The following is an 18,886-nucleotide window of genomic DNA, read 5'->3' on the forward strand; positions in this document are numbered from 1 at the left end:
GAGTGCGGACATTCCTGTCCGCTTGGGTATTTTGGGTTAAGACTGAGGTGGACAGGAATGTCCACCCTCCTTGGATGAAAGGCTCAAAAATGCGGCCTCGGGGGCGATTTGATCGGTGGTGATGGCGTTACCGAGGATTTCGCCGATGGCGATGGAAAGTTTAAAACCGTGGCCGGAGCAGCAGGAGGCGAGGAGGACCTGGGGGTGTTCGGGATGGAAACCGATGAGGAAGTTCTTGTCAGCGGCGTCGGTGTAGAGACAGGTTTTTCCGTGTTGGACAGGGCCGATTTTGTTGGGGAAGGCGCGGGCGAGAAAGGGGGTGAGGTTGGCGTCGTCGTCGGGGTGGATGTTGAAGTCGCGATCTTCGGGTTGGTCGAGGTAGGTGCCGCCGCTGTCTTCGGCGCTTTTCATGGTGGTGTTGTCGAGGGTGGGGAAGCCGTAGAAGTCGGAGCCCTGGCTTTTCCAAATCCACACAGGGGTGTTGGTGAAGGTCGCGGGGTCGTTGAGTTGGTGCCAGAAGAGGACTTTGCGGCGGACTTTGAGGGGGATGCCGAGTTTGGCGAATTCGGGGGTGACCCAGGCGCCGGTGGTGAGGATGAGTTTCTGGGCAGTAAGGACGCGTTGGTTGGTGGTGAGGCGGACGCCGGTGCCGTCGGGTTCCCAAGTGAGCAGGCGTTCGCCGGTGAAGAGGGTGGCTCCGTGTTGGGTGGCGAGTTGGGTTTGGGCGCGGATGCAGGCTTCGGGGCGGAGGTAGCCGCCTTCGGGATCGAAATAGACAAGGTGGTTGTCCGGGATGTTGAAGGCGGGATAGCGGGCGCGGGTTTCGGCGGCGGTGAGGCGTTCGTGAGGAAGTTGGTTGACGTCAAAGCAGCGTTGCAGCCCGGTCATGAAGGAACTGCCTTCTTCTCCGATACAGAGCAGGCCGGTGAGGTGGAGGAGGGATTGCTGGATTTCGGTCTCGAGTTTGCGCCAGAGGTGATAGCTGCGATGGAGAAGCGGGACGTAGTCGGGGTGGAGGAAGTAGGCTTTGCGGATGATGCGGGTGTCGCCGTGGGAGCTGCCCTGGTCGTGGCCGGGAGGGAAGGGGTCGATGCCGGCGACGCGCAGGCCTTGGGCGGACAAGTGGCGGAGGGTGGCGGAACCCATGGCACCGATGCCGGCGATGATGACGTCGAAGGAGGTGGACATGGGGGGGAAGTTTAACCACGAATGGACACGAATTTACACGAATGGGATGAGGTGACTTTATCTGTGTCTATCTGTGTTCATCTGTGGTATTGGAAATTTTTAGTTTCTAACTCAGAAACCACAACCGAGTGAAGCGAGATAGCTAGCCACAGGCTACCCGAAGGGTGAGCGAAGTGAAGCAAATGGACACAGATAAACACAGATGTCTGACTGGGAAATGCCTGCCATTCAGAACATTCGTGTCTATTTGTGTCCATTCGTGGTTCGTCTCTTCTGGCTTAGAACAAGGTTAAATACTGTTCTGTCTCCCATTTCGAAATCTGGCGGTGATACTCGTTCCATTCGCGCCATTTGACGCTGAGGAATTCGCGGGCGATGGGGCCGAGGGATTCGGCGATGACGGTGTCGGTTTCCAAGGCGGTGAGAGCTTCCTTCAAGGATTGCGGAAGGGTGTTTAGGCCGCGCTTATAAATGTCGTCGCGCGACATGGCGTAGAGGTTGCCGAGGTTGGGGTCGCCGACGTGAAGTTCATTGTTGATTCCATCCATGCCGGCGACGAGGTAGGCGGCGAAGGCGAGGTAGGGATTGACGGCGGCGGAGACGGTGCGGTCTTCGACATGACCGGGGCCGCAGATGCGCAGCATTTGGGTGCGGTTGTTGTCGCCATAACTGATGAAGGCGGGCGTCCAGGTGAAGCCGGAGCGGGCGCTGAAGAGGCCGGGGCCGACTTGCAGGCGTTTGTAACAGTTGGCGGTGGGGCTGGTGATGGCGCAGAGGGCGGGGGCGTGTTTGAGGACGCCGGCGAGGAAGTGGTAGCCAAGCTTGGACATGCCGAGGCCGCGCGGGTCTTCTTCGTTGGTGAACATGTTTTCGCCGGTTTTGGCGTCGGCGAGATGGTAGTGGATGTGGGCGCCGCTGCCGGTGCGGTCGGCGAAGGGTTTGGCCATGTGGGTGGCGATGGCACCATACTTGGGGGCGACCTGGCTGGTCATCATTTTAAAGAAGGTGTAGCGGTCGGCGGTGGTGAGGGCTTCGCTGTAGTGGAAGTTGACTTCGTATTGGCCGTTGGCGTCTTCGTGGTCGGCCTGATAGACGCCCCAACCTAACTGGTTGCAGTAAGTGGTGATGTCTTGGAGATAACCGATGGCGGCGGAGATGCCTTTGAAGTCGTAACAGGGTTTTGCGAGGGTATCGACTTTGCCGGGGTCCCAGGGGGCGATGGTGCCGTCGGGGTTTTTGGTGATAAGAAAATGTTCGGGTTCGATGCCGATGTTGGCGATGAGGCCGAGTTTTTCTTTAAGTTGGTTGAGAACGCGTTTGAGGTTAGTGCGGGCGCAGTAGGCATAGGGTTTGTCGTCGACGAAGATGTCGGCGGCGAAGCGGGCGGTGTTGGGTTGCCAAGGTAGGGGGGTGTAGGTGTCGAGGTCGATGCGCGCCATCATGTCGTGGGAGTGCGGACCTTGACCGAGGCCCCAGACGGCGGCTCCGGCGAATCCGGCTCCGTCATCGGCGAGGGCATCAAGGGTTTCAGCGGGACACATCTTGACTTTGGCCGAACCGTGGATGTCAACGAATTGGGCGAGGAGGAACTGGACGCCGTCGTCGGTGAATTGGGAACGGAGAGTGTCGCGGTTTATGCTCATGGCGTCTTTGGTTGATGAAATTCTAGTTGCATTAAATGCAACATGGGGCAAATGAATTTCGTAGGTCATTTGCAGCCATGTGTGGAATCGTTGGATTATTTTTTAAGAACTCAGAGATGGAGCCGGAACTGGGCCATCATTTTGCGCCGATGCTGGAGACGATGTGTTCTCGCGGTCCGGACAGTGCGGGGTTTGCGGTGTATGACCAGGAATCGCGGGAGGGATGGTTCAAGTTATCGTTGTATCATCCGGAGCTGGGGTATGAGTGGTCGAAGGTGGCGGAAGGGTTGGGAGCGGTGGGGTTTGAGAAGGTGGCGAATCATGTGTTGATGGAGGTGCCGGAGCCGGACGGGCCGGTGTTGCAGCAGATGCAACTGAGGTGGCCGGAGGTGACGGTGATGAGTGCGGGTCGGCGGATTCAGATCATGAAGGACATGGGGACGCCGCAGGAGGTGGTGGAGCGTTTTGGAGTGCGCGGGATGCGGGGGAGTCACGCGATTGGGCACACGCGGATGGCGACGGAGAGTGCGGTGACGACGGCGGGGTCGCATCCGTTTTCAACGGGGATGGACGTGTGTCTGGTGCACAATGGTTCGTTGAGCAATCACAACCGGCTGAGGTTGAATCTGGAGCGTGAGGGGATGGTGTTTCACACGGAAAACGATACGGAGGTCGCGGCGGGGTATCTGGCGTGGCGGCTGAAGCAGGGGAAAAGTTTGCATGACGCGCTGGAGGCGTCGTTGCAGGATCTGGATGGGTTTTATACTTTTGCGGTGGGGACACACGATGGGTTTGCGGTGTTGCGTGATCCGGTGGCGTGCAAGCCGGCGGTGATGGCGGAGACGGAGGATTATGTGGCGATGGCGTCGGAATATCGTTCGCTGGCGGAGCTGCCGGGGGTGGAGAAGGCGAGGTTGTGGGAGCCGGAGCCGGGGGTGGTTTACAGTTGGTCGAGATGATGAGTGAGGTTTTATTTTTACTGATGATGAGCACGATTGAGAAACGCCGATGTGCAGGGTTTGATTTGGATGTGCAGTCGGTGCGCGATCTGAATGGGGCGTTGCATGCGGCGGTGGAACCGGGGGTTTGGGAGGTGATAAATCCGAAGGGTCGGCATGCGCTGGCGGTGGGTTTAACGTTGGCGCATGAGGTGCGGATCGTGGGGCATGCGGGGTATTATTGTGCGGGGATGAATCAGCTGGCGAAGGTGGTGGTGGAGGGGAATGCGGGAACCGGGGTGGCGGAGAACATGATGTCAGGGAAGGTGCATGTGATGGGCAATGCGAGTCAGAGTGCGGGGGCGACGGCGCATGGGGGGTTGCTGGTAATTGATGGGGATGCGTCGGCGAGGTGTGGGATTTCGATGAAGGGAATCAATGTTGTGGTGAAGGGTTCGGTGGGGCACATGAGTGCGTTCATGGGTCAGAGCGGAACGCTGGTGGTATGTGGGGATGCGGGCGATGCGTTGGGAGATTCGCTGTATGAGGCGAAGTTGTTTGTGCGCGGCAAGGTGGCGAGTTTGGGGGCGGATTGTGTGGAAAAGGAGATGCGCGCGGAGCACCTGGTGTTGTTGACCCGGCTGCTGCAAGAAGCGGGAAGTGGGGCGAAGCCGGAGGAGTTTCGGAGATATGGGTCGGCGCGGAAGTTATACCATTTCCATAGTGATCATGTGGCGAGTTATTAGGGAGACAGAAGACCGGAAGACAAAAGACAGAAGATGGCTTCCAGTTAGTGAGTAAATCAGGTCTTCTGTCTTTTAGTCTTGTGTCTTGTATCTCTTTCTTCTTATGAATCCTTCTTTGCGTGAGTCCCAGTTATTCAGTCGTGGTGTGATTCATGAGATTCAGCGGGCGGCTGAGGAGGGGATTTATGATATCCGGGGGTGGGGAACGAAGAAGGCGTTGCCGCATTTTGATGATCTGGTGTTTTTGGGAGCGAGCATGTCGAGGTATCCGTTGGAGGGGTATCGGGAGAAATGTGCGACGGATGTGGTGTTGGGGGATCGGTTTGCGAAAAAGCCGCTGCATTTGAAGATTCCGATCACGATTGCGGGGATGAGTTTTGGGTCGTTGAGCGCGAATGCGAAGGAGGCACTGGGTCGCGGGGCAAGTGAGGTGGGGACTTCGACGACGACGGGCGACGGGGGGATGACGGTGGAGGAACGGGGGCATTCGGACTTGCTGGTGTATCAGTATCTGCCGTCGCGGTATGGGATGAATCCGGATGATTTGAGGAAGGCGGATGCGATTGAGATTGTGCTGGGTCAGGGGGCGAAGCCGGGGGGCGGCGGGATGTTGTTGGGTCAAAAGATCAGTGACCGGGTGGCGATGATGCGGGATCTGCCGAAGGGGATTGATCAGAGAAGTGCGTGCCGGCATCCGGACTGGACGGGGCCGGATGATCTGGCGATCAAGATTGAGGAGTTGCGCGAGATCACGGATTGGGAGAAGCCGATTTATGTGAAGATCGGGGCTTCGCGGACTTACTACGATGTGAAGCTGGCGGTGAAGTCGGGGGCGGATGTGATTGTGCTGGATGGAATGCAGGGGGGGACGGGGGCGACGCAGGATGTGTTCATCGAGCATGTGGGGATTCCGACGTTGCCAGCGTTGAGGCAGGCGGTGCAGGCGTTGCAGGAGATGGGGATGCATCGCAAGGTGCAGTTGATCATTTCGGGGGGGATTCGCAGTGGGGCGGATGTGGCGAAGGCGCTGGCGATGGGGGCGGACGCGGTGTCGATTGGCACGGCAGCGTTAATTGCGTTGGGGTGCAATCATCCGAAGTGGCAGTCGGATTACGAGAAGCTTGGAAGTGCGGCGGGATTTTATGATGATTACCAGGCGGGCAATGATCCGGCGGGGATCACGACGCAGGATCCGGCGTTGACGGCGAGGTTGGATCCGCTGGATGGGGCGCGGAGGTTGGCGAACTATTTACGCGTGTTGACGATGGAGACGCAGACGCTGGCGCGGGCGTGCGGGAAGTCGCATGTGCACAACCTGGAGCCGGAAGATTTGGCGGCGTTGACGATTGAGGCGGCGGCGATGGCGGGGGTGCCGCTGGCGGGGACGGACTGGATCCCGGGGAAGGGGAAGGGAATGTGAGGGATTTGATTTGGAGTGCGACGCTGGGCGACGCTTTGGATGTAGTTGAGAGCTTCGAAAGCGGTGCAAAGCCCCGCACTCCAAAAGGGGTGGACAGGGTTGAAGGCTGCCGCTAGAAGGGGCGGATGCCTGATGATTTGTTGAAGACTGTGCTGTTGCCGCTGGCGCTGATTTTGTTGATGGTGGGGATGGGGATGAGTCTGACGGTGGCGGATTTTAGACGGGTATTGTTTGCACCCAAGGCAACGTTGGTGGGGGTGTTTTTGCAACTGGTGATGCTGCCGGTGCTGGCGTTTGGGCTGGTGTATTTGTTCAAGCTGCCGGGGGAGCTGGCGGTGGGGTTGATGCTGGTGGCGGCTTGTCCGGGCGGGCCGACTTCGAACCTAATTTCGCATTTGTCGAAGGGTGATACGGCGTTGTCGGTGACGCTGACGGCGGTGTCGAGTGTGGTGACGGTGTTCACGATTCCCCTGGTGGTGGGGTTCGCGATGGAGCGTTTTATGGCGGGGGAGGCCGCGATTGAGTTGCCGTTTGGGAAGACGCTGGTGCAGTTGATGGTGGTGACGGTGATCCCGATTGCGGTGGGGATGTGGATCCATGCGGCGCGGCCCGGATTCAGTCAGCGGATGTCGAAGCCGGTGAATGTGATGTCGATGGTGTTTTTGGCGTTGATCATCATCGCTGCGGTTTTGAAGGAGAAGGATCTTGGGGCGCAGATCGCGGCGGTGGGTCCGGCGGTGGTGGTTTTGAATTTAGGCGGGATGGTGTTGGGGTTTGTGGCGGCGGGGCTGATGGGGTTGGTGAAGGCGCAGCGGATTGCGATTTCGATTGAGGTGGGGATTCAGAATGGGACGCTGGCGTTGGCAATTGCGTTGGGGTTGTTGGAGAGTGCCGGTTTGGCGGTGCCGGCGGTGGTTTACAGTTTGTTTATGTTTGTGAGCGGGGCGGTGATGATTGGGTGGTTTGGGAGGGGGAAGACCACGGTTCCTTGATGGCTCATTGCCAGGGCCAGGAAGTGCTGGGTTTGGCGGCGATGGGAACGGTGCAATGGATGGAGAGGTTGGGGTTGAAGAAGGGGTCTTGGGAAAGTTGGGTTTTCCAGCGGGTGACAAGTAGCTCGATGTCTTGGGGGTTTGGTTGATCGTAGCCTTGGAAGTGGGGCTGGGCTTCTTTGCGGACCAGCAACTGGCTGTGGGGGGTGAAGAGATTGCGCAGGTTGATTTCGCGCAGTTTGAGACTGAAATCGAGGGCGGCGGCGAGGGGGGAATGAAGGGTTTCGTTGAAACCTTGAACGCGTTGGAAGCATTCCTTGCGCACGGCGAGACAGGCGAGGGGAAGGGCGCTGACCTCCTGAACGGAATGGGGAGGGGAGGTGATGGTGCGCTTGGTGACGGGCCAGTGGCGGAAGGCGTGTGTGGCAAGGGTCGTTGGATTGATGGCGAGGCTGCCGTATTGCAGCGAGTCGTCTTCGTTGATGACGGCCCCACCGACGGCACCGATTCCGTCGCGGCTGGTCTGGCGGATGAGTTCGTCCAGCCAGTCGGATTGGGTGATTTCGGCTCCGGGATGGAGGAAGATGAGCAGGTCACCCGAAGCGGCGGCGGCGGCTAGGTTGAGGGCGGCAACGCCGGTGTTTTCAAGATGGAGCAATCGACACCCGGGATGCCTGGTGATGAGGTGCTCGAGGTAATCTTGAGTTTCAGGATGGGTGCCGGGATGGGCGATCAACAACCGTTCCGTCGGCGTGGGGGCCGCGTGTTTGATGTGGGATTCGATGAGGTTTTGCAGCCAATGGAGGGGTCCGTCGGTTGCAACGATGAGGGAGGCCAGGGGGGCGGGCTCGGGCAGGGGCCAGAGGATGCGCCAGCGGTGGTTTGGGGTGTCCTGAATGACGGCGCCCGGACAGGTTTGGTGAAGGTGTTCTTCGATGGAGCGGCGACCTGCATTGAAGGCGTAAGGTTTGGCGTTGACGGTGGACGCGGTGGAGGCTTCGAGGGTGCGCCAGTGGTAGAGGATGCGGGGAATGTGACGGACGCGATCAGGAGCGGAGCGGGCATAGGCACGCAGGGCGAGATCCCAGTCCTGGCTGCCTTCATATCCGACGCGGAAGCCGCCAATGTCGCGCAGCAGTTCGGTGCGGTAGGCTCCGAGGTGGCTGACGCAGTTTTGGGTGAGCAGGAGGTCGTAGTTCCAGCCGGATTTGAAGTAGGGTTCAAATCGAGAGCCGGTAAGATCGATCTTGTCTTCGTCGGTGAAAATGATGTCGGAAGTGGGGTGACTGGCGGCCTCCCAGGCGATGTGAAAAAGGGCGTGGCGGGGGACTTCGTCATCGTGATCGAGCAACACGGTGTAGGCTCCGTTGCAGAGTTCGAGTGCGGCATTGGAGCTTTGGCAGATGTGCCCGTGGGCTTCCATGAGCTTGAGTTTGATCCGCGAGTCGCTACGAGCGTAATGATTCAAGAGGCGACGGACGGCGGGCTGGGGGGAGCAGTCGTCGGCGATGCAGAGTTCCCAGTGAGGGTAAATTTGCTCTTGAATGGACTCGATGGTGCGGCGCAGCCAGTGGATGGGGGTGTTGTAGGTGGGAAGGAGGACGGAGAGAAGCGGCTTGGACGGGAAGCGGTCGAGAAACCGAACCATGGCCTGCAGTTCCGAAGGGGCGGGATCGCCATGGGCCCGGCTCCATTGTTCGTGCGGGGAGGGTTGATATTCCAATTCCAAATCCGATTTCGACTTGGACATGAAGATCGGCAGGTTGAAGGAGAGGAGGGGACGGCGAATGGCGACGTGACCGAAATCCTGCCACTGGGACTGGGCGTCCTTGTATTGCAGGACAAAATGATTCCAACCGCGCTGGAGGTTGACCTCGATGCGAAATCCAGAGCGGAGCGAGTCTGGGCGGTCGGGGTGAAGAGCGAAGACATCGGGACGAAGCTGGTTCCTGCGGGCGGCAAAGGTTTTCTTTTGGTGGACGGCGCGCAGTCCGTGAACCGTCAGATTTTCAGGTGGCAGGAACCAGCCATGAAGGGTGGAGGTGGGACTTTCTGCAATCGCGACAAAATCAGCAGGATGGTTGGGGGTGCTGACACGATGGGTTTTGCTGGGTTCGGCCCGTCGGGGGTAGAGTTCAACGGAGTAATGGAACCCCGCTTTTTCCACCACGCGGGCTGGCGGGTTTGGACACATTGATTGGGGTGAGGCGTTCGAACTTTGATGGGGGAGGGAGGAGTTCGATTGGGCGCACATGATGGGATATCCACCTTGGAATGGTGGTTCCGTCAAATCCAAAAAGCGCTTCGCGTTGGAGGGGCGAGGTCCGGTGGAGGGAATTAATGGCAGCAGCAGCTTGGGGGCTCTTCGGCGTCGACCTGGATGCTGTGTTTGGAGGGTGAGGGAGGGAGATGGATGGCGGGGTTGCGGTTGAAGAAGCCGGTGGGTTTCATGAGGAAACCGATGTAGCTGCAGGGCATCACAGGAAAATCTTCGGGGCGGACGACGTGGTGGGCGTTGAGGGTGAGCCAGCAGACGATGTTGGTGTTGTCGGTGGAACGGCCTTGCTGGATGAAGGCGGGGAGGCCGTCTTCGATGTCGGGATGGCGCTGGTTGGGGTAGTCACCGACGGCGTATTTCTCTTTTTCGTCGAAGGGGGTGACCCAGAAATGGTGGTCGATGTAGCCGGCGCGTTTGCGGACGGAGGAGGTTTTGCTGACGAAGGGGAAGGCGTTTTCGTTGAGCATGAATTTGTAAGCAACGGGTTCGCCGACAGCGTTTTTCACGTTGGGATTGACGACTTTCCAATAGCGGGCGGATTCGAGGGAGAGGTCGCGCGCGGTCTCGGTGGTGAGGGGGGTGGATTGGGCGTAGAAGGCGTTGCCGAAGGGGTTGTCGGGTCCGTCGGGTTCGGCGTGGGTGTTGACTTCGTGGGCGGTGTTGCCGAGTCCGTCGAGGGTCATGTCCATTCGCACGGAGAAGATGTGCTGGTGGATGGGGGCGTAGAGGCCGGGGGCGACGATGTTGCCGTATTTGCGTTTTTGGCCGACGGGTAATGCGCCGGTGTTGATGATGCCGGTGAGTTTGACTTCGTATTGGATGTTGCCGTCGAGGTAGAAATACCAGTAGAAGCCGTATTCGTAGTTGCCGACGGTGGAGATGAAGGAGACGACGAGGCGGCGGGAGCGGCGGAGTTCGGTTTCGTTGGTGCGCCAGTCGACGTGTTTCCAGAGGATGCCGTAGTCTTCCTCGTGGAGGCAGATGGCGTTTTTGATGGTGACGGGTTCGCCTTTGCTGTTCACAAGGTGGGCGTCGAAGTATTTGATGACGCCGAGGCAGTCGCAGCCGAGGGCGAGGGAGTTGGCGAGCATGCCGATGCCGTATTCGCCGCAGTCGAAGGCGTTTTTGCGGGCGTGGGCCTGGTCGGGGTCGCCGTAGGGGACGATCATGTCGACAAGCGAGGCGCGGTAGAAGATGGGTCGGGTGGTGCCGTCGTCGTCGTAGCTGACCTGGTGGATGACGAGGCCTTCGCGGGGGGTGAAGCCGACGCGGAGAGACCAGCCTTGCCATTGGATGAGGTTGCCGTCGGTGGTGAAGCCGGGTCCGTCCGGCTGGTTGATTTCGAGGTCGTGAAGGGCGGGTCGGAGTTTGGGGAGGAAGCGCGGGGCGTAGTTGCCGGGTTCGGGCGGGAGGGGGGTCATGCCGACGTCTTCGAGCTGGACGAGTTCGAGGGTGTTGAGGTCGACGAGGGCCATGAGTCCCTGGAGGGGGCGGGCGTAGCCGTTGTCGCCGGGTTCGCTGCGGACCCAAGTGAGGGCGCGGACGAGGCGGCGGCCTTCGGCTTCGGCGATGTCATTGTGATAGGCGCCGGCGGACCAGGGGTCGATCATGAGGAGGTCGAGGTCGGTGATGCCGCGTTTGTGGACGGCGGCGATGAAGTCGGGGTGTTGTTTGAGCATTTCTTCGCATTCGAAGAACTCGTCGAGGGTGATGGCGGGGTGGACGCCGGGGCGGTTTTCGAAGTGGGTGACTTCGGGGGTGTCGAGGCTGACGATGGCTTCGAAGGTCTGGCCGGTGGTTTTTTCGAGAAGGACGCAGAAGGCCTGGCGTGGGACGGGTGGGGAGGCGGGGGTCCAGTCGAGGACGAGTTGTTTGGGAGGTTCGTGAAGGGTGACGACGACGAAGCGGGTGGTGTCGGTGGCTTGGCCGGAAGATTTGAGGAGCTCGACGGCGGCGCTGATTTCGGCGGCGGTCAGCGGGGTGAGGGGGTGGACGAGGGCGGTGGCGGTTGGAGGTGGTAAGGTGGACATGGACTAGAAAGGCTAAAGGCTAAAGGATGAAGGCTAAAATCAGTTAGAGGATCGCTGCTTCGATTTCGGGGACGACTTGGCCGCCGTCGATGACGAGGGTTTGGGCGGTGATGAATTTGGCTTGAGGGGAGGCGAGGAAGAGGGCGGCGTAGCCGATGTCTTCGACATCGCCGAGGGTTTTGGCGGGGATGGCTTTGGCGGTGGCTTCGGTGTAGGCGGGGCCCATGGCGATGATGGCTTCGGTGGTGATGTTTCCGGGGAGGACGGCGTTGATGGTGATGCCGTGGGGGGCGAGTTCGAGGGCGGCGGTGCGCATGAAACCGAGCTGGGCGGCTTTGGTGGCTCCGTAATGGGACCAGCCGGGGTAGCCGGTGAGGGGGCCGGTGATGGAGGAGGTGAGAACGATGCGGCCGTATTTTTGGGCGGACATGGGGACCATGGCGGCTTTGACCATGAAGGCGGTGCTTCGAACGTTTTGGGCCATGAGTTCGTCCCAGAGGGGTTCGGTCATGTCGGCGAGGTTGCAGGAGGGGAAGGCCCCGGCGTTGGAGCAGAGGATGTCGAGTTTGCCGTAGAGTTCGAGGGCTTTGGCGACGGCACCTTCGCATTCAATGGCGTTGGAGAGGTCGGCGGGGTGGAATGAGGCGATACCGCCCTCGGCGATGATGTCGTTGACGGCGGATCGGCCGTCATCGGGGTTGCGGGCAACGATGAGGACTTTGGCGCCGCTGCCGGCGAGGACACGGGCAATGCCTTTGCCGATGCCTTTGCTGCCGCCGGTGACAATGGCAGATTGGCCGGAGATGGAGATGGGGGACGGGAGGGGCATTTCGAAAGGATAAAGGCTAAAGGATAAGGGCTAAAAGAATGCTGATTTCGTGCTTCAGATTCCGTCTTCGTAGGGGGCGAGGTGGTCGATGACGGTTTGTTTGTAACGATTGAGGCCCTTGTATTCCGCAATGGGTTCGGGGAGGGTCTGGAGGACGCGGCGAAGTCGTTTGGCCCAGGCGGGGTTGGTGGTGAGTTCGTCGAGACTGATCAAATAAGTGCGGATGAGGAAGAGGAGGCCGTGGCTGCGACGGAGACGGGGGAGGACTTGGACTTCGACGCGGAGGTGGACTTTTTGGCCGACGTTTTCAGGGGTGATGGTGGTGCGGTCGATGCCCCATTCGTGATATTTTTCGGTGGAGGCATCCCAGCGTCGGCCGATGGTCATGGTCCAGTTAAAACGCTGCCAGGGTTCGGCGGGCTGGATGCGCATGAGGAACTGTTTGGCGCGTTTGAAGACGCCGGCTTCGTGGGCCATGGGGACGGGGCCGTGCCATTCTTCGAAGGACATGCCGAGGTCGAAGGCGAGGGACCAGTCGGCGGGGAAGGTGAGCATGCCGGCGTCCATCCACAGGTCGTTGTCGCGTTCGTCCATGAGCACCCAGTCGCCTTGGGCCTGGCGGGTGATGTAGTCGAGGGGTTCGCGGGGAAGGGTAGAGGCGTCGCCGTAGGTGAAGGTGTTTTTGATGCCGAGGAGACGGTTTTCCCAGGTCCAGAGGTTGCCGAAGCGGCTGAGGGAAAAGTGCTGGGGGTAGTCGGTGCTGTATTTCTCCATGATGAGTTCCAGGGTGTCCCACTGGTGATCGATCATGTGAGGGAGGGCCTGGTAGCGTTCGGGGTCTTCGGCGAGGACTTGTTCGCGGAGTTCCATTTCGGCGACGTGATGTTGGTCGATGTCGAACCAGTGTTCGTCGAAGCTGCCGGGGGCACCTTGGCCGGCTTTGCGGAGATTGACGGTGTAGGAGTAGTCGTCGCCTTCGAAGGGGAAGGGAAAGCGGGCGATGTCGATTTCGCTGTTTTTGAAGCGGTCGAGCTCGGGTTCGATTTCGGGCTCGGGAGTTGGAGGAGGAGCAAGCGCCTCGGCCACCGGGGGTTCTGCGTTTTCTTGGGGCAGGGTCGGTGGGGCGTTCATGGGTGGTAGAGAGGGTCAGAGGTCGAGGACAAGTTCGCCGTTGGCGGCGCGGGAGACGCAGGCGATGAGTCGGGAGCCGTCGTGGCGGTCTTCGTCGGTGAGGCAGTGGTCGCGATGTTCGATGCCGCCGCCGCCGGAGACGCGCAGTTCGCAGGTGCCGCAACCGCCGATGCGGCAGGAGTGGGAGACGGGGAGTCCTTCGCGTTCGAGGACTTCGAGGAGGGTTTCGTTTTCGCTGACGGTGAGCTGGCGGTCGCTGGCGGCGAGGTGGACTTTGAAGGGGCGCTTGGGTCGAGAGTCGGTGCCAGCGGAAAAATGTTCGAAGTGGATTTGGGCGGAGGGCCAGCCAAGGGACTGGGCGCTGTGGCGGACTTCGTTAATGAGTTCGGCGGGGCCGCAAACGTAGACGTGGGTGCCGGGGGGCTGACGCTCGAGGATGTGCCGCACGTTCATGCGGGTGCTGAGTTTGGTGTTGTGGTAGCAGGTGGTGGCGGGCGGGAGCTGGTCGATGAAGGCGGCTTCTTCATAACCGCGGAAGCTGTAGTGGACTTCGACGGATTGCTGACGGCGCTCGATGGCGGGGAGGTAGGAGAGGAAGGGGGTGATGCCGATGCCGCCGGCGATGAGGAGATGGTGGGGGGCTGTGGTGACGAGGGGGAAGCGGTTGGTGGGAGGGTCGATGTCGAAGAAGTCGCCGGGTTTGGCGTGTTCATGGAGGTAGATGGAGCCGCCGCGTGACTGACCGGGATCTTCGCGTCGGACGGCGATGGTGTAGCTGAGGGTGCTGCTGGTCCAGGGGTTGGAGGTGATGGAGTAGCTGTTGGTGATGATGTTGGTGCCGCCTTCAACGGGGAGGTGGATGCGCAAGGCGCTGCCGGGGGAGCAGGCGGGGAGTTCGCCGGTTTTGGCGGCGAAGCGGAATTGGGTCACGCGATGGGTGATGGGCGTGACCCCGGTGAGAATGACTTTGATCATGCGTAGAGCTCCTCTGATTGCGGGATGTTTCCGGGTTCTTCTGCGTCGACCCGACCGGCAAGATAGGCGCAGAGTCTTCGGGAAAAATGATCGCGCACGGCAAGGTGCAGGCCGCAACCGTGGCAGACGAAAATGGTGTGTTGGATGCCTTCGTGCAGGTGGCGGCAGTGGGCGCACAAAACGCGGCGGGCTTTGGAGCCCATCAGTTGGGTTTGCACGCGACTCCGGCTGAAACCGGCTCCGCGAGTGACGAGGGCGGCGGACCAGATGAAGGTCTCGGGTCCGGCGAGGGCGATTTGGGTGCCGGGGGAAACTTGGCGCAGTTTGATTTCGAGGTCGCGAAGGAGCGATGATTCATCAGGGTAGCCGAACGCAGTTGGCGAGGCGGGGGTGTCGCCGACGTGGAGCCAGGTGTAGGGAAAGGCGGGAGTTTCGGTGAGAAGGGTTTCAACGGCGTGATAGCCGACGCCGGAGGTGGCGAAGAGATGATGGCTGGCCTCCGGATTGAAGGTCAGGGGCGCATAGACCGGCTGGCTTTTGATGCTGCCCACAAGCGGGGATAAGGGTTAAAGGGTTCAGGTTCTTGAGGGTCGAGTTACATGGGGGTCCACCAAGCTTTGACTTTTTCGGGGATGGGGGTGTCGACCTTACTGGTGTATCCGGGGAGGAAGGAGGGCTCGGGACCGCGATGGCCGATGTAGACAGCGGTGCCGTCGGACTCAGCGCAGAACATGACGAGATGGGGCGGGGTGAAGATGAAGACGTCGCCGGGCTCTGCGGCATAGGTGATGCCGTCTTCGTCTTTCACGACAATGCGACCGCTAGTGATGGTTTTGACCTCAAGGTATTCGTAGAAAAATGGGAAGTCGACGGAGGGGCGCATCTCGAAGCGGCCAAGAGTGAGTTCGGCTTTGGCGTCGGTGATGGGGAAGTCGAGGATGCTGCTGATCAGGCCGGGGCGCTGGTAGCTTTCTTCGAGATCGACGAGGGTGGCGTCGGATTTTTTCAGCAATTGAATGCCGGGTTTCGTGGAAAGGTAAGCGGACATGATGAATACCGGGTTGCCTGTTAGGAAACACGGGTTGAATAGCAGCAAGCGTGCCGGGTGCGCGGGGTTGGGGTGATATTTTGGCCACAAAAGATCGCAAAGAGCACAAAGAGAGGGGGATAGGTTCTTGGTTCCTTGTTCCTCGTTCTTTGTGTTCTCTCCTGGCAAATGAGGTTGCTTCTGTGGCTTGACTTGGGGTTTTGAAACGGCAGTTTGGCGTGGTCATGGCGGTCAAAAAGGCATCGGCAACTTCTGGGGGGGCGGGGAACATCATTGCGGTGGTGGGAACGGATGATTTGCGGGTGAAAGAGGCGGCGCTGAAGCTCTCGAAGGAGTTGTCGCCGCCGGACTCGGGGGATTTTGGCAATGATGTGATCGAGGGGATCGCGGAAAGCGCGGAGCATTGTGGGCAGATTGTGCGATCGACCTTGGATGCGTTGCAGACGCTGCCGTTCTTTGGGGGTGGCAAGCTGGTGTGGTTGAAGAATGTCAATTTCCTGGCGGACTCGGTGGTGGGGAGGACCAATGCGGCGATTGAAGGGATGGAGGCGATTTTGGATTATGCGGAGAAGCTGCCGCCGGAGATCAAGTTTTTGATGAGCGTGGGGGCGGTGGACAAGCGCCGGGCGGCGTGGAAGAAGCTGTCAAAAGTCGCCGATGTGCGGGTGTTTGATCGGCCGGACACGACGAAGTCGGGCTGGGAGGATGCGGTGATTGCGCAGGTGGAACGGCGCGGTCGGGATCTGGGTTTGCGGTTCGATCATGCGGCGCTGGAGATGCTGGTGCATCTGGCGGGGGAGGACACGCGGCAGTTGGACAGCGAGATTGAGAAGTTGAGTTTGTATGTGGGGGAAAATGGCCGGGTGACGGAGGACGTGGTGCGCCTGTTGGTGCCGTTGAACCGGGCCGGGGTGGTGTTTGAATTGGGCAATGCGATTGGGCGTCGGGATTTGCGTCGGGCGCTGGAGCTGGTGCGGACGTTGATCTATCAGGGGCAGAATGCGATTGGGATTCTGTTGGCCGCAGTAGTGCCGAGGGTGCGCAATCTGTTGCTGGCGGCGGATTTGCTGGAACGGCATCCGAAGCTGCCGAGGGGGAGTTATGGGTCGTTTGGTGGGGCGCTGGAGCGATTGCCGAGTTCGGAGACGGCGCATTTGCCGAAGAAGAAGGACGGCAGCGGGTTGAATGTTTATCCGCTGTTTTTGGCGCTGAATGAGGCGTCGAAATTCACGTTGCCGGAATTGCGCGCGGCGCTGAAGGCGTGTTTGGAGGCGAACTTGAAGCTGGTGTCGACGAGTATTGAACCGCAGTTGGTGCTGGAGCGGTTGTTGGTGGGGATGTTGACGAAGAAACGGTGACCGGAATCGAGGACGAGTTCGAGTAGGAGGACGAGGACGATTGGCGGGAAGGGGGCTCTCGGGCGGGGGTTGGCGTGGGGTGTGGTTTGGTTTTGAGTGGGGAGTAGGAGGAAGAGTAGGAGTAGGAGGAAGATTCGTTACTTGTTGGCGAGGATCAACGCGCTCGCAGTGAAGCCGTGGAGATAGGCTTTGTCGCCGACGGTGCCGATTTCGCCGTTGCAGAAGAAGCCGGCGAGAGGGGTGGTGCCGAAGGTGGCGGCGAATTGGGAGGCGTCGTGATGGGGGCGTCCGAAAAGGTGTTTGCCGCGGCCGCCGCAGGAGAAGAGGATGGCGGCGAAGGGGGGATTGGCCAGATGCTGCTGACACTTGCCGAGGGCGTAGTGAAGGTCGGCGGAAGCGGCTTCCTTGTCGCGAAGCTGAAATTGCAGGGTCTGGCCGACGCGCGGAAGGGCACCGACGGCGATGGCGCCTTTGTCGGGATCGCCGCCGAGGATGGAGCGGACGAGGAAGTCGCCGGTATTAAAATCTTCGACGTATTCGCTCATGGCGAGGCCGATGAGGATGTTGCCCTGGGCGCGTTCGCGTTGTTGTTCGGAAAGGTTGTGGAAGGTGGATTGCAACTGCTCGTAGGCGCTTTGGGAGGCGAGCTGGTGGATAAGGTTTTCATCGGCCTTGGTGATGGTGAACGGTTCGCCGATGGGACGGCAGCCCTGGCTGACGAGTCCGCTGAACTGGATGCCGCCGCGCAGGCCGATGGCGATGGCGGAGGCGTTTTCGTGGACGCCGCCTTGGTCGAAAACAAACAATTCTTCGGCACGGTGACTGCCCCCGGCGAGACCGCCGTAGACGGGAACGGAGCCGATGGTGCGGTTCCACTGGTTCATCCATTCTTCGCCGAGCAGAACGGGATTGCCGAGGAGGACCCAGCCGTCGCAACCTTCGCGGTTCCAGCGGCGGATTTGATCCCAGCTGGAGTCGTGATTTTCCGGCGGGAGACTGACAACATTGACCTCGGTTTGCGGGAGTCGCAGGACGAGAAGGGAAAATCCATTGGCTTCTTCGTCCTCCTGTTCGCCGTTGATCAGGCCGCTGGCAGAGCAGCCGACGACTTGGGGGCAGCGGGCGTGGATCTGGACGAGTTCGATGAGATCGGCGAGGGATTCTCGCAGGTCGCAGGAGACAAAAAGAAAGGCGATGGTGGCGTGGTCGCCGAGTTGCTGGTGGGCACGGCGGGCGGCCTCGATGGCTTTGGTTTCATCGAAGCTGCCTGGCACCAGTTCCGAGTAAGCTGAGCCGGAGGTGGTGGATGGCGTTGCGATGTCCATGTTGATAAAAGGATAATGCGGGCGGGAGTTTTCGGCAACCAAAAGGGTGGGACGGGGCCTGAAATGAGGCGTGGGGCCTGCGGGGTGTTTTTTTGGTGGATGGATGGTGTTTTGTCGAAAACTTGCACGGCAAATGGGGTAATCTGTGTTTATCTATTCGATCAGTATGCCCCCGACTTGCCCCCAGAAGCTGAAATCCCCGTGCCATCATGGCAGGAAGCCTCTTTATTCAGGTCGACGCGCGCCGGGATTTTTTGTGGTCAGAGGTGCAGCTCTCGCGTTGTTGGCCGGGCTTTTGGCGAGTTGTTCCGGAACAGGATCTGGATCGGCGACCTTTGGCCGCAGTTTCATGCTGGGCGGTTCGGGGTCGACGACAACCATCTATGGGGAGAGCAGCGGCGAGGGCATCAAAGCGATGGAAGTGGCAGAGGCGGCGAGGATTGTGGGAAGGCTGCGCCGGCTGAATGTGAGCGAACGGGAGATCATCCGACGTGTGGCGGAGGAGCGCTTCAATTTTTTGGTGGCACTGGAGCGCGAGGCGTTGCGAACCAAGTATGAAATCCGCAAGGCGGAGGTGCGCCGGGGGGCACTTGCCAGGGTTTCGAAGGTGCAATCCGGTGTTCGGCAGGGGAAGATGGCTGCGTCCGTGGCGAGGGCGGAACAGCAAAAAATTGCTCGTGAGGAGCAGCAGTTGCTGGGCGCGTTGGAGGTGGATTGGATGGCGGAGGCGCGGGAAATGGCGAAGCGCCGTTATGGTTCGAACTTCGGCATTGCGGTGGAGAGTGAGGCGGACAAACACGTGGTCGCAATGGCCGATGTGTATGGCGACACGCTGCGGGTGGCGATCTCGCTTTACACGGTGAACCGTCCGGTGGTGGTGGTGGATAAAGTGGAAAAAATTCAGCACAATGGCAGGGCAATTGCGGTTTTTAGCGGTCCTCCGGTAAACCTTCCATCGACACCTTGACCTTGATTTTTACTCCTT

At 60.0% G+C, this 18,886-nt stretch carries 16 protein-coding genes; 6 read left to right on the forward strand and 10 right to left on the reverse strand.

Features of this window, described 5'->3' with window-relative positions:
* Nucleotides 1–36 precede the first annotated feature (36 nt).
* Both solA and glnT read right to left on the reverse strand, forming a co-directional pair.
* The gene (gene solA, locus FEM03_RS01775) at nucleotides 37–1,188 is read right to left on the reverse strand and encodes an N-methyl-L-tryptophan oxidase (RefSeq protein WP_138084450.1); all 1,152 of its coding nucleotides are present in this window, start codon (nucleotides 1,186–1,188) and stop codon (nucleotides 37–39) included.
* A gap of 278 nt (nucleotides 1,189–1,466) precedes the next feature.
* Nucleotides 1,467–2,831, reverse strand: a complete 1,365-nt coding sequence (gene glnT, locus FEM03_RS01780) for a type III glutamate--ammonia ligase (protein WP_138084451.1) — start codon at nucleotides 2,829–2,831, stop codon at nucleotides 1,467–1,469.
* Nucleotides 2,832–2,908: 77 nt separating this feature from the next.
* On the opposite strand from glnT, the gene FEM03_RS25480 reads away from it, so the two are divergent.
* The 4 genes from FEM03_RS25480 (at nucleotide 2,909) to FEM03_RS01800 (ending at nucleotide 6,927) form a co-directional block, all read left to right on the forward strand.
* Nucleotides 2,909–3,790, forward strand: a complete 882-nt coding sequence (locus FEM03_RS25480) for a class II glutamine amidotransferase (protein ID WP_138084452.1) — start codon at nucleotides 2,909–2,911, stop codon at nucleotides 3,788–3,790.
* Nucleotides 3,791–3,813: 23 nt separating this feature from the next.
* A complete protein-coding gene (locus tag FEM03_RS01790) occupies nucleotides 3,814–4,515 on the forward strand; it encodes a hypothetical protein (protein WP_240772640.1) in 702 nt (233 codons plus the stop codon).
* 103 nt (nucleotides 4,516–4,618) lie between these two features.
* Nucleotides 4,619–5,935 (forward strand): FMN-binding glutamate synthase family protein, encoded by a 1,317-nt coding sequence (locus FEM03_RS01795; protein ID WP_138084453.1) that lies wholly within the window; start codon nucleotides 4,619–4,621, stop codon nucleotides 5,933–5,935.
* A gap of 125 nt (nucleotides 5,936–6,060) precedes the next feature.
* Complete coding sequence (locus tag FEM03_RS01800; protein WP_138084454.1) at nucleotides 6,061–6,927, forward strand: bile acid:sodium symporter family protein; 867 nt, start codon at nucleotides 6,061–6,063, stop codon at nucleotides 6,925–6,927.
* A gap of 4 nt (nucleotides 6,928–6,931) precedes the next feature.
* Here FEM03_RS01800 and FEM03_RS01805 read toward each other — a convergent pair whose 3' ends face one another.
* From FEM03_RS01805 to FEM03_RS01835, 7 genes are all read right to left on the reverse strand, one after another.
* Entirely contained in the window at nucleotides 6,932–9,121 is a 2,190-nt protein-coding gene (locus FEM03_RS01805) for a glycosyltransferase family 2 protein (RefSeq protein ID WP_166442543.1), read from the reverse strand.
* A 143-nt stretch (nucleotides 9,122–9,264) separates the two neighbouring features.
* The gene (locus FEM03_RS01810) at nucleotides 9,265–11,235 is read right to left on the reverse strand and encodes a primary-amine oxidase (protein WP_138084456.1); all 1,971 of its coding nucleotides are present in this window, start codon (nucleotides 11,233–11,235) and stop codon (nucleotides 9,265–9,267) included.
* A gap of 43 nt (nucleotides 11,236–11,278) precedes the next feature.
* Nucleotides 11,279–12,064, reverse strand: a complete 786-nt coding sequence (locus FEM03_RS01815; RefSeq protein ID WP_138084457.1) for an SDR family oxidoreductase — start codon at nucleotides 12,062–12,064, stop codon at nucleotides 11,279–11,281.
* A gap of 54 nt (nucleotides 12,065–12,118) precedes the next feature.
* On the reverse strand, nucleotides 12,119–13,195 hold the full coding sequence (locus tag FEM03_RS01820; protein WP_138084458.1) for a heme-dependent oxidative N-demethylase family protein: 1,077 nt from the start codon (nucleotides 13,193–13,195) through the stop codon (nucleotides 12,119–12,121).
* 15 nt (nucleotides 13,196–13,210) lie between these two features.
* A complete protein-coding gene (locus tag FEM03_RS01825; protein WP_138084459.1) occupies nucleotides 13,211–14,170 on the reverse strand; it encodes a PDR/VanB family oxidoreductase in 960 nt (319 codons plus the stop codon).
* Nucleotides 14,167–14,721, reverse strand: coding sequence for a dimethylamine monooxygenase subunit DmmA family protein (locus tag FEM03_RS01830; RefSeq protein WP_138084460.1), 555 nt, complete (start codon nucleotides 14,719–14,721; stop codon nucleotides 14,167–14,169). Before FEM03_RS01830 ends, FEM03_RS01825 begins: the two co-directional genes overlap by 4 nt.
* Before the next feature lie 44 nt (nucleotides 14,722–14,765).
* Nucleotides 14,766–15,218 (reverse strand): cupin domain-containing protein, encoded by a 453-nt coding sequence (locus FEM03_RS01835; RefSeq protein ID WP_138084461.1) that lies wholly within the window; start codon nucleotides 15,216–15,218, stop codon nucleotides 14,766–14,768.
* 200 nt (nucleotides 15,219–15,418) lie between these two features.
* Here FEM03_RS01835 and holA point away from each other — a divergent pair, with 200 nt between their 5' ends.
* A complete protein-coding gene (holA, locus tag FEM03_RS01840; RefSeq protein ID WP_138084462.1) occupies nucleotides 15,419–16,576 on the forward strand; it encodes a DNA polymerase III subunit delta in 1,158 nt (385 codons plus the stop codon).
* A 137-nt stretch (nucleotides 16,577–16,713) separates the two neighbouring features.
* On the opposite strand, the gene FEM03_RS01845 is transcribed toward holA, so the two are convergent.
* Nucleotides 16,714–17,901 (reverse strand): FIST signal transduction protein, encoded by a 1,188-nt coding sequence (locus tag FEM03_RS01845; RefSeq protein WP_138084463.1) that lies wholly within the window; start codon nucleotides 17,899–17,901, stop codon nucleotides 16,714–16,716.
* A gap of 349 nt (nucleotides 17,902–18,250) precedes the next feature.
* Here FEM03_RS01845 and FEM03_RS01850 point away from each other — a divergent pair, with 349 nt between their 5' ends.
* A complete protein-coding gene (locus FEM03_RS01850) occupies nucleotides 18,251–18,868 on the forward strand; it encodes a hypothetical protein (RefSeq protein ID WP_138084464.1) in 618 nt (205 codons plus the stop codon).
* Nucleotides 18,869–18,886: the final 18 nt, after the last annotated feature.

The sequence above is a fragment of the Phragmitibacter flavus genome (assembly GCF_005780165.1).
Lineage (GTDB): Bacteria > Verrucomicrobiota > Verrucomicrobiia > Verrucomicrobiales > Verrucomicrobiaceae > Phragmitibacter > Phragmitibacter flavus.

Bases quoted from the DNA above. Each gene is read 5' to 3' on its own strand.
- FEM03_RS25480 (WP_138084452.1), top strand. From the start codon at position 2,909: ATGTGTGGAATCGTTGGATTATTTTTTAAGAACTCAGAGATGGAGCCG.
- solA (WP_138084450.1), bottom strand. From the start codon at position 1,188: ATGTCCACCTCCTTCGACGTCATCATCGCCGGCATCGGTGCCATGGGT.
- FEM03_RS01835 (WP_138084461.1), bottom strand. From the start codon at position 15,218: ATGTCCGCTTACCTTTCCACGAAACCCGGCATTCAATTGCTGAAAAAA.
- FEM03_RS01850 (WP_138084464.1), top strand. From the start codon at position 18,251: ATGCTGGGCGGTTCGGGGTCGACGACAACCATCTATGGGGAGAGCAGC.
- FEM03_RS01820 (WP_138084458.1), bottom strand. From the start codon at position 13,195: ATGAACGCCCCACCGACCCTGCCCCAAGAAAACGCAGAACCCCCGGTG.
- FEM03_RS01845 (WP_138084463.1), bottom strand. From the start codon at position 17,901: ATGGACATCGCAACGCCATCCACCACCTCCGGCTCAGCTTACTCGGAA.
- FEM03_RS01790 (WP_240772640.1), top strand. From the start codon at position 3,814: ATGATGAGCACGATTGAGAAACGCCGATGTGCAGGGTTTGATTTGGAT.
- FEM03_RS01810 (WP_138084456.1), bottom strand. From the start codon at position 11,235: ATGTCCACCTTACCACCTCCAACCGCCACCGCCCTCGTCCACCCCCTC.
- FEM03_RS01795 (WP_138084453.1), top strand. From the start codon at position 4,619: ATGAATCCTTCTTTGCGTGAGTCCCAGTTATTCAGTCGTGGTGTGATT.
- FEM03_RS01815 (WP_138084457.1), bottom strand. From the start codon at position 12,064: ATGCCCCTCCCGTCCCCCATCTCCATCTCCGGCCAATCTGCCATTGTC.
- glnT (WP_138084451.1), bottom strand. From the start codon at position 2,831: ATGAGCATAAACCGCGACACTCTCCGTTCCCAATTCACCGACGACGGC.
- FEM03_RS01825 (WP_138084459.1), bottom strand. From the start codon at position 14,170: ATGATCAAAGTCATTCTCACCGGGGTCACGCCCATCACCCATCGCGTG.
- FEM03_RS01805 (WP_166442543.1), bottom strand. From the start codon at position 9,121: ATGTGTCCAAACCCGCCAGCCCGCGTGGTGGAAAAAGCGGGGTTCCAT.
- FEM03_RS01800 (WP_138084454.1), top strand. From the start codon at position 6,061: ATGCCTGATGATTTGTTGAAGACTGTGCTGTTGCCGCTGGCGCTGATT.